This is a genomic window from Henriciella sp. (assembly GCF_029937755.1).
GTDB lineage: Bacteria > Pseudomonadota > Alphaproteobacteria > Caulobacterales > Hyphomonadaceae > Henriciella.
Genome location: NZ_JAPYPG010000004.1, coordinates 139,058 through 152,406 on the forward strand (window position 1 = coordinate 139,058; position 13,349 = coordinate 152,406).

Here is a 13,349-nt window from a genome sequence, read left to right on the forward strand (position 1 = left end):
CGGGATCTGTTTACATGTTGCAGACTGTGCAAAAGAGGCCACACCAATTGTTCCGCCTTTGGGGGACAGTGACGGACGTTGCGCCGGGCATGATAAAGATCGCCGGCATCAGCCAGGTCGCCGGCATCGGCAACGAGATCACGCTGACGACACCGGACGGGCCGGTGCATGGCGAGATCCTTTCGGTCAATGACGAACGCGCCACCGCCCTGCTCTTTCGCGATTCAGACGCTGTGCGCATTGGCGACAAGGTCGAGGTGGAGCGCGAGGCGCGCGTCACGCCGGGGGATCACTGGCTCGGCCAGATCGTCAATTATCGCGGCGAGATCGTCGCCGAAAACCCGGCGCTGGCGCCGCCGGGCCTGAAGAGCCGGCGCCTTCATGCGGCCCCGCCATCCGCCCACGCCCGCAAAGGGCTCGGGGAGCGGATGAGTACGGGCTGGATGATCACCGACACGATCCTGCCCATATGCCGGGGCCAGCGCCTCGGCCTGTTCGCAGGTTCCGGCATCGGTAAATCGACCTTTCTCGGCGGACTGGCTGGGGGGATCGAGGCTGACCGCGTCGTCATCGGCCTGATCGGGGAGCGCTCGCGCGAGGTCAACGAGTTCGTCACGCGCACGCTGTCGCCGGAAACGCTGGAACGGACGGTTGTCGTGGCCGCCACCGCCAGCGAACCGCCGGGCGCCAAGAAACGCGCGGCCTATTGCGCCATGGCCACGGCGGAGCATTTCCGCGACGAGGGCCGCCAGGTGCTGCTCCTGTTCGATTCCATCACCCGCTTTGCCGAAGCCCACCGCGAAACAGCCCTTGTGGCCGGCGAGACCCCCGCGCTGAACGCCTTCCCGCCCTCCACTGTGCGCACGATTGCCGAACTGGCGGAACGCGCCGGGCCCGGCACCGAGGCGCAGGGCGACATCACGGCGGTCTTTTCTGTGCTGGTTGCAGGCTCCGACATGGAGGAGCCCGTCGCCGATATGGTGCGGGGCATCCTGGACGGCCACATCATCATGGACCGGCGTATCGCCGACCGTGGGCGCTATCCTGCCATCGACGTGTTGCGCAGTGTCTCGCGCTCCCTGCCGCGCGCTGCATCAGAGGATGAAAACACACTGATCAAGGAATACCGGCGCACACTCTCGCTCTATGAGGAAATCGCGCCGATGCTGCGCGCCAATCTCTATGAACGCGGCCACGATCCGCAGGGTGACCGGTCGATCGATCTCTTCCCGCATCTCGACGGCTTCGTGTCACTCAAGAACGAGCACGGCATCCCGATCGCGTTCGATTTACTGAAAAGCCTTCTGGAGTCCGGCAACAAGCCTAACGAAGCAGGCTGAGGAAGAGGTTCTCGCTCGCCTGCGCGCCGAAGCCCGATCCCGAGCCGCCCAGCAGGGTGAGCGCAGCATAGCCCGGCGTTGTGGCTGACGGGCCCTTATTGATCGATTCCATTGCGTGATAGCGCTGGATGACCTTGTCCATCTTCTCCGGCTCGGCAAGCTCGGAGATGTCGGTGATACCGACCTTGCTCTGAAGCTGTTCCTTCAGGATTTGCGCCTGCCGGTCGATGTCGAGCTTGGTGAAATCCGAAGGCAGGCCGAGCGCGGTTTCCATGACGGTACGCATCGGCACATTGCCGAGCAAACGGTACAGCTTGGCGTTCTCGCTGGAGCTGGAGCCCGCGATTTCGACGATCTTCTTCTGATAGTTCAGGCTCAGACGCATGCTGTTGTCAACATCGCCAACGGCCTCGCGGAACGCCGCGGACTCGAACTTGTCGGCAAGCTCCAGCGCGGCCTCTTCCGTCAGGGCGATCTTGCCGTCCTGAAGTTTGAAGACCTTGGAGAAATTCGTGTAGTCGGGATTGTTGAGCCGCTGGAGAAATGTGCTCTCCGGGTCAGCGGCTTCCTCGACAACCTTGCGGATAAAACCGCCTTTCCATTCCTCACCACCCAGGTCGAATACCGTCAGGGACACACGCAGCAGGCGCTTGTCGGACAGGAAGGTCTCAAGCTCGACGGGCTTGGAGAACTTTTCGAGGAAATATGAGCGGTCATTGGAGACGCTGGGGCTCTGGGAGAAACCCTCGAACTGGCGATCATAGGTCGCCTGCAGCAGCTTCCAGCCGCCGTATCCTGACATGGGGATGGCGGGCTGGAACATCGCCTTCAGGCTACCTTGCGCTCGGACATCAGTTCGCCATGGCGCAGCAGCTCCGCCTCGAGGGAGACGATGTGCTTGAGATGGCAAAGGGCTGAATAATAGTTGCCGCGGTCGATCATTTTACGCAGCACGGGGATCATGCGCGGATCGATGGTTGCGAAGACATCTTCAAGCGCATCGCATTCCTTGCCCAGCGCCTCGAGGACGTTCTCCTCCTCGAGATCGCCGGTGATGAGAAGCTGGATGGCATAGTAGACCTGCTTGACGGGCGTATTGACCTCGTCCGGCCGTAGCGCATCGCGGCAGCGCAGCACGCGCGCATCACCATCGGTGACCCTCAGGCTGCTCGCCTTGTCGCCGTTTTCCAGTGTTGCGCCGTTGATGACGACACGCTCGCCCGGAGCGAGCTTGAGTACCAGACCTGACATTTAAGCCGCCTCCCCTGCATCGGCCTGACCGGTCTGCCCGGAAAGGCCCTGCATGATCGTTTCATTGATATCGATGAGGTCCTGCAGCTCTTCGGAGCCGCCGAGCACGCGATGACTGATACGGCGAACGGATTCTGCCAGGATAATCAGACTGCGCCTGAGGTTGGCGTCGAGCTGGTTTTGCTCGTTCATCAGGTCGGTCGACAGGAGCGTCCAGAGCTGGAGGTTCCGGTCAATGGCGTCGGCCCATTCGGGCGCGGGTACATCTTCATTCTGGGAGACATGCTGAAGAGACTGCGTGATCTCGCGGAACAGGGCGTATTCGACTTGTTTGTCACTCGCGGTACGGTTGGTGACTTCGCCGTACGCCTTGTAAGCCAGCTGGTGCATTTCCCCTCACTTCAACTCTAATAAAATGATCCGGGCGCGCGAGGCGCCCGGACCGATAGGCTGTCTTAGCGGAACAGCGACAGGAGCGACTGCGGTGCCGAGTTGGCAATCGACAGCGCCTGCACGCCGAGTTGTTGTTGGACCTGAAGTGCCTGCAGCTTGGCCGAGGCGGCTTCGATGTCTGAGTCCGTCAGACCACCGATACCCGAAGTCAGGGAGTCGATAAGGGTCGAGACAAACTCGGATTGGTCAGAGATACGGTTCTGAGCCGAACCGAACGAAGCAGCTGCGTCGATCGCGGTGTCGAGCAGGCTTTCGATCGAGGTCAGAGCGGACGTTGCGCCGGCGTCTGTGGTCACGTCAACGCTCGCCAGGTTGCCGAGGCCGCCGCTGGAAACACCAGCTGTACCATCGTTGGCGGATGCCGCAGTGATCGTGAGCGTCTGGCCGGAGTCGTTGTCGACCGTGACAACGTCGTCAGCGTACGAAACGGTGTAGTTGCTGTCGCCCGTTGCATCCAGGAAGGTCTGCATCTGGTTGGCGAGGTTGGCAGCGACCGAGTTGGCGCTGTCCGTAGCGCTGGCAACGTACTCGAAGGTGCGCTGACCGAGAGTGTTGGCCGTGGCGCTGTCATCCAGCGTGACACGATAGGAATAGCCATCGGCAACGCTGGCGATCGTGATGTCCTGGGAGTTACCCGTCGTCAGTGTGTCGGACGTGCCAGCAGCCGTGCCGCCATTGTCGATGATCGTGGTGTCCGTGACAGCCGTCGAACCGAATGTTGCAGCCGAACCGGTGTTCGTGATCGACAGATCCTGACGGGTAATGTCGATGTAGGAGGCTGAAACCGAGCCGCCGGACGAACGGTCGAGCGAAGACAGGATCGAGACGTCAGCGGAGCTGGAACCGTCAACGAGGTTCAGGCCGTTGAACTGGGCGGCGCCGACGATGGATTCGATCTGCGAAACCTTCGCGTCGATGTCGGTCTGGATCTTGGCGCGGTCGACGTTCTCTTCCTGCGCGGAAACGATCAGGCTCTTCACGTCCTGAACGAGGCTCGTGACCTGCTCGGCAGCCTTGCGGGCCACGCCGACGGTCGAAGAACCGAGGTTCAGCGAGTCAGAGATTTGCTTGAAGCTTTCGACGTCCGTGGACATCGTGGTCGAGATCGCCCAGATGGCGGCGTTGTCTTTTGCTGAAGCGACCTTCTTGCCGGTCGAGATTTCAGACTGGACGGTTTCGAGATTGCGGTTGATACCACGCAGGGTCTCAAGTGCGACCATTGCGCTGTTATTAGTAAGAATACTGGACATCAGTTTGTTCCCTCTGGTCAGGCGTGCAGACGCAGCCCGAATTCTTGTAAACTCATGTCATCCTGACATCGGGGAGGCCCCGAATTTACCCCTCTTGGTTGCCGCCATTGCTACAGACCGCGTATGTATAATGGGTTAACTCCCTAAACTTTCTTCACATAACCCCCGGTTGCCTTCGGAAAGGCGGTCTGACCACCATTCGCACCATAGGCACCGACATAGGCTCCGTCTGTCATCGACTCGATTCGGCTGATCGCATTCTGCAGGCCATTGCGAACGGCGGTGAAGTGGGTCGCGTTTTCCTTCGCCAGTCCGACGACGGCATCGACGCGCCTTCTCTGGCCGTCTCGAAGCGTGTTCTCCGCACCATTGACGACCACGGCATCGAAGACTTCAAGCGCTGCAATCTTTTCCCCGATCAGGTTAGTTGTCTCGCGCGCGCGCCCGCTAAGAAGGAGTTCGCGCTCGCGCACAAGGACATCTTCAAGCGTGCTCAGTGCCTCTTCGATGCGGTGTTCGCTCATCAGTCGCCCTCCTTGATTTCTGCATTGCTCATTACAGCATCACCAGCCCGCGGAATGGGATCGAGACCGAGCGGATGGCGCTCGGCAATGTCTTCGGCGATGGCTTCAACCATGAACTGGGCGAAGGCGGATGCGCCCTGGCCGCCTGCCCGGGTCATCGCCTCCTCAAGACCTGTATGGCGAAGCATCTCCGCCCAGAGCATTTTCTCGAAACGCTGGCCCAGTTCGCTCGTCTCGTTCCGCCCGGCGTTGGCTTCAGGCTCGACTTTTACCGGCTGGACACCGGTGCCAGACTGGATGGCATTCAGGAATTCGGCCATGGATTTGCCTGCTCCTCGCTTGGTCTGACGGGCGGGAAAAGACCGTCCGTGTTAAGGCATATTTTACCAGTCCTGATGCAGTTTCGGTTAAGAGAGCACTAACTCCGGATGGCAAATGGCGCATAGCCTGCAAACCGACATGCTTGGCCTCCTCGACCGCGCCCCGCGGTCTTCGAGGCCGTACGCCTCCTCCGGGGAGCAAGGCGAAGCTTTCCGCAAGGTGCTTGATACTCCGGCTGCAGAGCAGGCCGAGGACAAGGACGCCGCAACCGACCGTCAAACGCACCCGGGCGCGGCAGATTTCCTCCCCGCAGAGCCGAAGAGCAAGCAGGCCAAACCAGACACAGAGTCGCAAGATATCAAGCTGGATGGGCCTGAGTCAGACGGTCAGGCCAAGGCTGTCGACGCGACAGACATAAAGACTGCTGCGCCACCCGCTACAACGACTCCGGACACCGCAACGTTGACTGCTGAGGTGAAGGCGCGCCCCGCGCAGGCTGACCCCGCCAGTGCGGAAACGGCTGCCAAGGCCGAGCAGGCTGAAGCAACAGCCCCCAAGGTGCGGACGGCGCCCGAGGCCTCCGAGTCCGCGCTCACCGCACGCAATACTGCTCAGCCAGCTGACGACGCGACAAAGGACAGAGTGCCCGCCACTGAGGCGAACACCGAGATGGCAGCCGCTGGCAAGGCTGTGGCTAGTGATGAGATGGCAGCCAGACCCCGTCCACGTGCCGCAGAAGCGGCCGCTAACGACGAGTCGGTCCGCTCAGCCGACGATGCGCACAAGCAAACGAACGACACCACTGCGGTCGCCAGCGCCGGTCAGGTGCCAGTCGCGCCAATGGCGGCAAGCCCGTCCAGTGAGAACAAGACAGGTTCGCAAGCGGCAACGCCAGTCACGGCTTCGGCCGAGACCGCTAATCGCCCTGCCCGCAGAGACACTCCCACCGAAAGCGCCAGACCGGCACCGGACTCTAACAAGCACGCTGCCGATGCGTCGAAGACCGGCACGCCTGCCGAACTCTTCGCTGACGCCGCAGACAACGCCGCCGCCCGCCAGAGCGCCGAGGGCGGCAACAAGGCGGAGCCCCTATTCTCTTCAGCATCCCCTGGTCAGTCAGCGCCGGTACAGGCCGCCCAGCAGCAGAGCGCCCTTCAGGGCATGCGCGCGCATACGCCCATGCTCGTGGCCCCGGCAGGGGTTGTCGACATCGTCCAGCAAAAGCTTGCCAGCGACAAAGGCGGAGACCGGGTGACCGTACAGCTCGATCCGCCGGAACTTGGCCGGGTCTCCATCGACTTCAAATTTGACGCCAACGGCCTGCAACACGTCACGATCACCGGCGAGACGCCCGAAGCCCTCAAGCAATTGCGCCAGGTTCACTTCCAGCTGACCCAGGCTTTGGAACAGAACGGCCTGTCGGGCCAGGACATGACCTTCCGCCAGAACACCTCACAGCAGGGCCAGCCGCAATTTGGCAGCCAGCCGGGCGCCCTTCTCGCGGGCGATGAAGAGGCGGTCATGCAGGTTATCCCCGCTGCCATGCAGCCGGTCCGGACCATTTCGCCCGGCGCCGGGCTCGATATCAAACTCTAGAGAGGCCGCTCGATGAGCACCGTCAACGCAGCTACAGCCACGCAACAGGCCGCCAGCCAGCAGCAATCGGCGGACACCAGCCAGTCCGCAGCGCCGCAGATTGGCGAGGAGTTCAATACCTTTATCCGGCTGCTGACCGCGCAGGTCCGCAACCAGGATCCGCTCTCGCCGATGGACTCCACCCAGTTCGTCGAGCAGCTGGCGACCTTCTCGACGCTGGAACAACAGGTTCGCTCGAATGACAGCCTGCAGAGCATTGCCACGATGATCGGCGACCTGAGTTCCATGCTGGCGAGCGAGTGGCTCGGCAAGACCGTATCGGTGGAGTCTTCCTGGGTGCCCTATTCCGGCAAGCCGGTCGATTACAGCGTGAAGGTTCCCGACGATGCCGACGGCGCTATCCTGAATGTACGCAATGGCAGCGGCGAGGCCGTCTGGAGCGAAGAGCTCGACCTGTCCGAAGAGTCGTTCAGCTGGAACGGAGCGACCACGTCCGGCGAAACCGCTGAAGAGTCGCTCTACGAGTTCGGCATCGATCTCTATCAGGGCGATCAGTATATCGGCACGGTCGCCCCACAGGTGATTACCGAAGTCACCGAAGTGGCAAGCGAGAACGGCACGATGCGCCTTGGCACGTCTTCGCGCCTGTCGGCCGACATGGCGTCGGTACGCCGCGTCGACTGATCAAGTTTCTATTGCCTGAATAGGCTTCAGAGATCCTGGCGCGCCATGTCGAGGATCAGCACGTTCTTGACCCCTTCGCCAAAGCTGTTCTGCAGATTGGCCAGGATCATCGAGCGGATCGTCTCATAGTGCTCGATACTGTTGAGCGAGTTGAAGATCTCATCATCCGCGCTGAGGGAAATCAATGCGGTCATGATGTTGTCGCGCAGAGCCGGTTCGCGCGAGAAAAGGTCCTGCGAGGCCGACTCATCGACTTCCAGGTTCAGGTTCAGGATGACGAGGCTTTTTACCCGCTCGGTCCCGACAATCGGGACGACGAATTCGCGGCTGAACTTGTAATAGGTCGGCACGCCCTCGCCGGAGGCTGATCCGTGGCCACCCTTTGCCTTGCTGCCATGGCCCTTCTTGTCATCGCCGTGGGCATCCTTCTTCGGCTTGTCGCCATGGCCCTTGTCTTCCTTGGCCTCAGCCGCGCCCTTGTCGCCATGGCTGGCCGCTGCCGCCGGCGCAGAGGAGCCGGACTTCAGGTAGACAGCTGCGGCGCCACCAGCGGCGCCGAAGACGCCGGCAATCAGGGCCGGGGCGATGAGTTTCATCATGGGGTCAGTCCTCAGAACGGATTGATGGCATCAAGCACACGCGTGCCTGCCCGGCGCTCGACCGGAGACGTGGCTTCACCACTGCTCACATAGGAGAGCTGGGCGTCGGCGATCTTCTCATAAGTGACGGTATTCGTCCGCGTGATATCCTGCGAACGGATGACCCCCGAAACAGTCAGTACACGGACTTCGTTCGAGACACGTGTCTGCTGATAGCCCTGGATGACGAGATTGCCGTTCGGCTCCAGTCCGACGACACGCGCCGCCAGTGTGAAGGCGACCTTCTCGGCGCGGTTCACCGTACCATTGCCATTCAACGTCGAGCTGCGGCCATAGTCGATACCAGGTGACAGGCTCGCGCCCTGCGGAAGCACGTTGCCAGCAAGATCCGGTAGGCCGAACAGGGCATCGATATTCGCCTGGTTATTGGCATCGCGCGAGCGCGACAGGGAGCTCTGCAGACTGGCCTGATCGTCCATTTCGACGACCACCGTCAGGAGGTCCCCAATCGCCTTGGCGCGGCGCATGCCGAGCAGGGCTGTCGGTGACGTGGTCCACAGCGAGTTCTTGTCGCGATAGGTTTCCGGCTGCTGCGGCTCGGTAATGATCGGCATGGCCGTCTGTGGCGGCGGCGGGGGCTGCATGGCGATCTGCTGACCGCCGCTGGCGCAGGCGGCAAGCCCGATGATGGCGAGGCCAAGTGAGGCAAACTGTTTCATTGTGCCAGCACCCATCCGTCTTTCTGGACGATCCCGTGGATCATCTTGCGGGACTGCAGATTAAGGACAGTGACATCCTCGTTCGCTGCAGCCTCGCTCATGGCGCGGCCTGTGGTCGTTATTTCCAGTGGACCGTTGATATACTTGATCGTCACGACCTGGTTGCGCGTAACGAGGCGGGCAGGCTGGGTATTATCCATCGAGATTTCCTGCCCGGCATAGACGGTCCGGCGCACCTCGCGTCCGATGACCGGATGATCGGCCGGAGCAGAGTTGCCCTCTTCTGTGGAGATGTTGCCCAGCGACACGGTATCGCCGGCACGGATGACGTCGGTTGCCACGAAGGAAGCCGCGCCGTTGAGATAGACCGCCAGTCCGGCGGCAAGGCTGACAAGCGTGCTCATGGCTTACCGGACCCGTGTCGTGGCAGCGAGCATCTCGTCGGCCGCCGTGATCACCTTGGAATTAAGCTCATAGCCGCGCTGGGCTTCGATCAGGTCAGAGACTTCCTTGACCACATCGACACCGGAATCCTCGAGAAAGCCCTGGCGTAGCATGCCGACGCCTTCCGTAGACGGAACAAGCCGGTTCGCGGCACCGGAGGCTTCGGTTTCGCGGAACATGTTGTCGCCCATGGCCTCAAGCCCCTTCTCGTTGACGAAGCGGACCAGGGAGATGGCACCGATCGGCTGGCCATTCGGCTCACCGTCAAAGTAGGCCGCAACTTCGCCATCAGGGCTGATCGAGATGCGCCGGGCATCATTCGGAATGACGATGCCATCGGCCAGGGGATAGCCATCCTTGGTGACGAGCTCACCGTCTGCGCTGCGGGTCAGCTTGCCATCGCGTGTGTAGGCGGGCTCGCCGGATGGCAGCGTGATTTCGAGAAAACCCGTGCCGTCGATCGCGATGTCGAGTTCAGCATTGGTGGGGCGCAGCGAGCCCTGCGTGATCTCCATCGAGACGCTTGAGGGTTTCACCCCCGTGCCCAGCTGGATACCTGCTGGCACGACCGTGCCGACCTGCGAGGAGATGGTCCCCGGCGTCAGGTATTGCTGATACATGAGATCGGAAAATTCGGCCGTACGCGGACGGTACGCCGCGGTGCTCATGTTCGCGATGTTGTTCGAAATGACATCGACGCGCATCTGCTGCGCGGCCATGCCTGTGGCTGCAATCTGTAGGGACTTCAAAGGCTCCTCCTTCGATCGGGCATCCAGCCCTTTCCTGGCCTAAAGTTGACGCAAAGTTTCGATAAAGCGGCTGACGCGCTCATCCTCCTTTTCCAGCATGGCTTGTCCGGCTTCATAGGCGCGCTGCACTTCGATCATGCGCGCGACCTCCAGCACCGGAGACACGTTCGATTGTTCAAGCGCGCCCTGAACCAGGCGCGGATCCTCGATCGGCTGGAAGCCGCCAGGGGCGTTGAAACTTGTATTGCCGGCGCGGGTCATCTCGCCTTCCGGGCGGACGATACCGACCTGGCCGAGAATGACGCCCTCAGACGAGATTGTGCCGTCACCGGCAATCGAGATATCTCCGGCATCGTCAGGGATCAGGATCGCCCCGCCCGCCGGGTTGAGCACCGGGTTGCCCTGCGTATCGATCAGGCGGCCTTCGGCAGACATCTGGAAATGCCCCGCGCGCGTGAGCCGCGCACCGTCCGGCGTGTCGACAACGAAGAAGCCCTCCCCCTGGATGGCGAGGTCGAACTTGCCGCCGGTAAACTTCATCCCGCCCTGTTCGAGGTCGAACTGGTGACCGGCGAGCCCGCCCATGGAGACGCGGTCAACGGCCTCGCCCGTTCCCGCGAGAAATTCGGCAAAAAGAGCGCGGTCGGACTTGTAGCCTGTCGTGCTGGAGTTCGCGAGATTGTTGGCGACCACCTGCATTTCCTGCATCAGGCCTGCCTGTCGGGTCAGTGCGGCGTAGACGGCGTTGGACATCAGAAAGCCTCCCGGGATTTCGGGTCGAGCGACTGGCCGATACGATCAAGCGCGGTGCCTATCTCGGCCATGGAATAATTGCGGGGCATTTGTCTGGCAGTGCTTTTTTCGCGCAGCGCGGCGACGCGGCGCACGCGTGCCTGATAAGGTGCTTCCTCGAATTCCCCGGCAGCCGCGTAGATACGCTCCGGCACCATCCAGTGGCGGCTGGCGGCATCCATCTCGATCAGCGACACAAGTGTCTCCGCATCCCGTTTGAGACGCGGCTCCATCGAGACCAGAAGCGCCTTGTCACCGGTGCGCACCGCGCTCAGCGCAGCCAGCCGGGCAATACCCTCACTGTCAGGATAGTTCTTTGCGATCACCCTCAGCGCTTCATGATCGAGCGTGCGGAAAGCGAGCGCAGCGCGTGCGCGCGCAAGTTCCTCGGCATTGTCCGTCCGTGAGGCAAAGGCGCCGGCCAGGTTCTGCAGGCCAAGCTCGACGGCGCGCGCGGCTGCCCTGGCATAGAGCTGGTCACCTTCAGGCCGGTTTTCGAGCAGGCTGGAGCCAACCAGCAGGGCGTCCATGGCTTCGAGATTGTCGAGCAAGTCCGGGCTCTCGAGGCCCTCCTGCGCCAGTGAGACGAAATGCGTGGCAATACGATCATGCGCCCTGGGCGTCTGCGTGGCGGGCAGGTCGGCAAGCTGGAGTGTCAGGCCGTATCCCGCAACGCCCTCGAGATCGTTGAGCATGGTGTCGAGGCCGCTGGCAACCGCGGTTGCCTCGCCGCTTTTGCGAATATCCTCGAACACGGTGCCGGCGACATCTTCCTTGTATTCGCGGTCGACGTCGTAGCCGTGGCGCAGCAGGCTAGATAGCGCATCCTCACGAAACTGCTCCTCGCTCAGATAATTGCGCATCCGCGCTTCAGCGACGGCGCCACCCGTGTGCATGTCGAGCAGGGCCTTGTTGAAGCTGAGCCGGGTCGAGGTGGCGATCTCGGTCTCGGTAAAGTTCGCCATGGTCTTGCTAGCGAGAAGGCGCTCGCCGGCGGCATCCAGCGCCGGAACCATGGAAGCGGCCACTTCGATACGCAGCTGCATCGGCAAGCGGCGGAATTCGTTGATCTCGTCATTGAGCCGGCGTGCCGCTTTCTTGCGGTCAGTCGACAGAAGCGCGATCGTGTACCACAGGCCTGAAACGCCCGGGCAGGCAGCCTGTTCGCGGAAATAGCCGACATCTGGAGCCGACCGGCCTTCCATCAGATAGGCAAGCCGGCGAAGCGCAGAAGCTTCGGGGCCGACCACACCATCGAGCTGAAGGCGGGCTTCCTCGTTCAGACCAAGCGAGATAAAGGCGCGCGCCAGAGCGGCGTCAGAATTGTCGGCCTGGCTGGCCTCGGCGCTGCGGCGCCAGGCCAGCAGATCGTCATAGGTGCGAAGCGTGTGATAGGCGGAAAAATCATAAGGGTCGCGGTCGGAGCAGACCGCTTCAGCCACCGCCTGCTTCGGGCGAAGGGGGGCAATCCGGCGTGCGCTGACCGGCTGGGCCAGCTCAGGCTGAGCTTCAGCGGGCGGCTGCGAAGGCGCATCAGACGGGGTCAGCTTGCGCGGCTCGTTCGCCGGCTCTTCCTTATCCGGCGTGGCCGGCGTCAGCAGGCCTTCATCAATGGCGTTCTGCACAAAGCGGTCGAGCGAGCTTGGCAGCTCGCCCAAGTCACGTTCCTGCTTGCCTGTGCCTTCCGCGAAGGCCAGGTCACCGCTGGCAAAGGCCAGCGCCAGCAAGGATATGCGAAACGCCCTGTTCACGCAGCCTGTTTCAACCCCCTCACAGCTTGTTCGATTTCGTTGAAGGACGGGCGCACACGGGCCGGCGCATGCCGGCGGGCGACCTCGACACAGATATTGACCGGGTTCTTGTGCAGGTTGGAGACCAGCACTTCACCAATCATCGAGTAGAAGAAATGCTCCTCCGAGCGGATCTGTTTCACGCGGGCAGCGAACGGACCGACCACGCCATAGGCGAGGAAGACGCCAAGGAACGTCCCGACCAGGGCGCCGCCGATCATGCCGCCGAGGATTTCCGGTGGCTTGTCGATCGAGGCCATCGTCTTGATCACACCAAGCACGGCCGCAACGATCCCGAGAGCAGGAAGCGCATCGGCCATGTTTTGAAGGGCGTGCGCGCCGTGCTGGCGCTCATCGAGCAGGCTGTCGAGATGCTTTTCGAGCAACTCCTCGACCTGATGGACGTTATCGAAGTTCATCAGCATGGAGCGGATCGTGTCGCTGATCATCTCCACGGCTTCATGATCCTTCATGATTTTCGGATACTTCTGGAAAATGTCGGACGATTGCGGCTCTTCGATATGCGGCTCGATATCGACCGGGTTCTGCTTCAGGACATTGAGCAGCTCGGTCATCAGGCAAAGCAGGTCCTGATAGTCGTTCTTCTTCCATTTGGGTCCGATGAACGCGGCAATGACGTCACCGCCGGTATGCTTGACGGTTGCCATGTCATTGGATGCGAGGAAAGCGCCGATCGCGGCGCCACCAATCATCATACCCTCGAATGGAAGGGCATGCATGATGATCTCCATATGGCCACCGGCCAGAAGATAGCCGCCAAACACCATCCCCACGGTGACCACGAGTCCGAGAATAGCATTCACGTTTAACCTCCTC

General features: G+C 61.7%; 16 protein-coding genes. 3 read left to right on the forward strand and 13 right to left on the reverse strand.

Going from position 1 to position 13,349, the window contains the following annotated elements:
- The first annotated feature begins 14 nt into the window (after positions 1–14).
- Positions 15–1,340 carry a FliI/YscN family ATPase gene (locus Q1K29_RS10425; RefSeq protein WP_300394410.1) on the forward strand — a complete coding sequence of 442 codons (1,326 nt, stop codon included), beginning with the start codon at positions 15–17 and terminating at the stop codon, positions 1,338–1,340.
- Here Q1K29_RS10425 and Q1K29_RS10430 read toward each other — a convergent pair.
- The 6 genes from Q1K29_RS10430 to Q1K29_RS10455 all read right to left on the reverse strand — a co-directional run bounded on the left by Q1K29_RS10430 (position 1,324) and on the right by Q1K29_RS10455 (position 5,138).
- A complete protein-coding gene (locus tag Q1K29_RS10430; protein ID WP_300394413.1) occupies positions 1,324–2,163 on the reverse strand; it encodes a DUF1217 domain-containing protein in 840 nt (279 codons plus the stop codon). The genes Q1K29_RS10425 and Q1K29_RS10430 overlap by 17 nt on opposite strands.
- Before the next feature lie 5 nt (positions 2,164–2,168).
- Positions 2,169–2,591, reverse strand: a complete 423-nt coding sequence (locus tag Q1K29_RS10435; protein ID WP_300394416.1) for a flagellar biosynthesis repressor FlbT — start codon at positions 2,589–2,591, stop codon at positions 2,169–2,171.
- The gene (gene flaF / locus Q1K29_RS10440; RefSeq protein WP_300394419.1) at positions 2,592–2,981 is read right to left on the reverse strand and encodes a flagellar biosynthesis regulator FlaF; all 390 of its coding nucleotides are present in this window, start codon (positions 2,979–2,981) and stop codon (positions 2,592–2,594) included.
- Between the two features lie 65 nt (positions 2,982–3,046).
- Positions 3,047–4,294, reverse strand: coding sequence for a flagellin (locus Q1K29_RS10445; protein WP_300394422.1), 1,248 nt, complete (start codon positions 4,292–4,294; stop codon positions 3,047–3,049).
- A gap of 143 nt (positions 4,295–4,437) precedes the next feature.
- A complete protein-coding gene (locus tag Q1K29_RS10450; protein WP_300394425.1) occupies positions 4,438–4,818 on the reverse strand; it encodes a hypothetical protein in 381 nt (126 codons plus the stop codon).
- A complete protein-coding gene (locus Q1K29_RS10455; RefSeq protein ID WP_300394428.1) occupies positions 4,818–5,138 on the reverse strand; it encodes a hypothetical protein in 321 nt (106 codons plus the stop codon). The genes Q1K29_RS10450 and Q1K29_RS10455 overlap by 1 nt, the downstream gene beginning before the upstream one ends.
- Before the next feature lie 115 nt (positions 5,139–5,253).
- Here Q1K29_RS10455 and Q1K29_RS10460 point away from each other — a divergent pair, with 115 nt between their 5' ends.
- Together Q1K29_RS10460 and Q1K29_RS10465 are read left to right on the forward strand one after the other, a co-directional pair.
- Positions 5,254–6,735, forward strand: coding sequence for a flagellar hook-length control protein FliK (locus Q1K29_RS10460; RefSeq protein WP_300394430.1), 1,482 nt, complete (start codon positions 5,254–5,256; stop codon positions 6,733–6,735).
- A 12-nt stretch (positions 6,736–6,747) separates the two neighbouring features.
- On the forward strand, positions 6,748–7,419 hold the full coding sequence (locus Q1K29_RS10465) for a flagellar hook capping FlgD N-terminal domain-containing protein (protein ID WP_300394432.1): 672 nt from the start codon (positions 6,748–6,750) through the stop codon (positions 7,417–7,419).
- A 26-nt stretch (positions 7,420–7,445) separates the two neighbouring features.
- Here Q1K29_RS10465 and Q1K29_RS10470 read toward each other — a convergent pair whose 3' ends face one another.
- The 7 genes from Q1K29_RS10470 to motA are packed head-to-tail and all read right to left on the reverse strand — an operon-like array spanning position 7,446 to position 13,336.
- Positions 7,446–8,018 (reverse strand): flagellar basal body-associated FliL family protein, encoded by a 573-nt coding sequence (locus Q1K29_RS10470; RefSeq protein ID WP_300394434.1) that lies wholly within the window; start codon positions 8,016–8,018, stop codon positions 7,446–7,448.
- A gap of 11 nt (positions 8,019–8,029) precedes the next feature.
- Positions 8,030–8,737, reverse strand: a complete 708-nt coding sequence (locus Q1K29_RS10475) for a flagellar basal body L-ring protein FlgH (protein WP_300394436.1) — start codon at positions 8,735–8,737, stop codon at positions 8,030–8,032.
- Positions 8,734–9,141 (reverse strand): flagellar basal body P-ring formation chaperone FlgA, encoded by a 408-nt coding sequence (flgA, locus tag Q1K29_RS10480; protein WP_300394438.1) that lies wholly within the window; start codon positions 9,139–9,141, stop codon positions 8,734–8,736. The genes Q1K29_RS10475 and flgA overlap by 4 nt, the downstream gene beginning before the upstream one ends.
- 3 nt (positions 9,142–9,144) lie before the next feature.
- A complete protein-coding gene (flgG, locus tag Q1K29_RS10485) occupies positions 9,145–9,930 on the reverse strand; it encodes a flagellar basal-body rod protein FlgG (protein ID WP_300394440.1) in 786 nt (261 codons plus the stop codon).
- 39 nt (positions 9,931–9,969) lie between these two features.
- Positions 9,970–10,683, reverse strand: a complete 714-nt coding sequence (locus Q1K29_RS10490; RefSeq protein WP_300394442.1) for a flagellar hook-basal body complex protein — start codon at positions 10,681–10,683, stop codon at positions 9,970–9,972.
- Entirely contained in the window at positions 10,683–12,473 is a 1,791-nt protein-coding gene (locus tag Q1K29_RS10495) for a hypothetical protein (RefSeq protein WP_300394444.1), read from the reverse strand. Before Q1K29_RS10495 ends, Q1K29_RS10490 begins: the two co-directional genes overlap by 1 nt.
- Positions 12,470–13,336 carry a flagellar motor stator protein MotA gene (gene motA / locus Q1K29_RS10500; RefSeq protein WP_300394445.1) on the reverse strand — a complete coding sequence of 289 codons (867 nt, stop codon included), beginning with the start codon at positions 13,334–13,336 and terminating at the stop codon, positions 12,470–12,472. The genes Q1K29_RS10495 and motA overlap by 4 nt, the downstream gene beginning before the upstream one ends.
- Between the last annotated feature and the right edge of the window lie 13 nt (positions 13,337–13,349).

Coding starts and splice junctions, on each gene's coding strand:
- Q1K29_RS10470 (WP_300394434.1), bottom strand. CDS start 8,018: ATGATGAAACTCATCGCCCCGGCCCTGATTGCCGGCGTCTTCGGCGCC.
- Q1K29_RS10455 (WP_300394428.1), bottom strand. CDS start 5,138: ATGGCCGAATTCCTGAATGCCATCCAGTCTGGCACCGGTGTCCAGCCG.
- flgA (WP_300394438.1), bottom strand. CDS start 9,141: ATGAGCACGCTTGTCAGCCTTGCCGCCGGACTGGCGGTCTATCTCAAC.
- Q1K29_RS10435 (WP_300394416.1), bottom strand. CDS start 2,591: ATGTCAGGTCTGGTACTCAAGCTCGCTCCGGGCGAGCGTGTCGTCATC.
- Q1K29_RS10460 (WP_300394430.1), top strand. CDS start 5,254: ATGGCGCATAGCCTGCAAACCGACATGCTTGGCCTCCTCGACCGCGCC.
- Q1K29_RS10445 (WP_300394422.1), bottom strand. CDS start 4,294: ATGTCCAGTATTCTTACTAATAACAGCGCAATGGTCGCACTTGAGACC.
- Q1K29_RS10450 (WP_300394425.1), bottom strand. CDS start 4,818: ATGAGCGAACACCGCATCGAAGAGGCACTGAGCACGCTTGAAGATGTC.
- Q1K29_RS10425 (WP_300394410.1), top strand. CDS start 15: ATGTTGCAGACTGTGCAAAAGAGGCCACACCAATTGTTCCGCCTTTGG.
- Q1K29_RS10475 (WP_300394436.1), bottom strand. CDS start 8,737: ATGAAACAGTTTGCCTCACTTGGCCTCGCCATCATCGGGCTTGCCGCC.
- Q1K29_RS10430 (WP_300394413.1), bottom strand. CDS start 2,163: ATGTTCCAGCCCGCCATCCCCATGTCAGGATACGGCGGCTGGAAGCTG.
- Q1K29_RS10465 (WP_300394432.1), top strand. CDS start 6,748: ATGAGCACCGTCAACGCAGCTACAGCCACGCAACAGGCCGCCAGCCAG.
- flaF (WP_300394419.1), bottom strand. CDS start 2,981: ATGCACCAGCTGGCTTACAAGGCGTACGGCGAAGTCACCAACCGTACC.
- Q1K29_RS10490 (WP_300394442.1), bottom strand. CDS start 10,683: ATGTCCAACGCCGTCTACGCCGCACTGACCCGACAGGCAGGCCTGATG.